The organism is Tritonibacter sp. SIMBA_163 (genome assembly GCF_046535935.1).
Classification (GTDB): Bacteria; Pseudomonadota; Alphaproteobacteria; order Rhodobacterales; family Rhodobacteraceae; genus Epibacterium; species Epibacterium scottomollicae.
Genome location: NZ_JAWJBP010001277.1, coordinates 1 through 237 on the forward strand (window position 1 = coordinate 1; position 237 = coordinate 237).

At 69.2% G+C, this 237-nt stretch carries 1 protein-coding gene; it reads right to left on the reverse strand.

Annotated features, from left to right (window positions below; all coding sequences use genetic code 11):
• A partial coding sequence (locus tag R0J92_RS26410; protein WP_411053867.1) for a hypothetical protein occupies positions 1-237 on the reverse strand: 237 nt, incomplete at both ends.

Consider the following 237-nt stretch of genomic DNA (forward strand, 5'->3'; position numbering starts at 1 on the left):
GCGGTCGATCCACTGCTGCAGCGTCTCGGCATCGCGCACTGTGGCAGATTCGGCACTGTCAAACCCAGGGGCCTCGGGCAGATCCGCCTGCGCGGCCGGGGCGGCGGTCTCGGGGATCGGCGGTGCCTCCTGGCCCAACTGATCGGCCAGCCGTTTGGTCAGGGTACGGACCTCCATTCCCGACAGGAAGCCCAGTAGCACCTCCGGGTCGGGGTCGCGCACTTCCAGCTCGTCGAG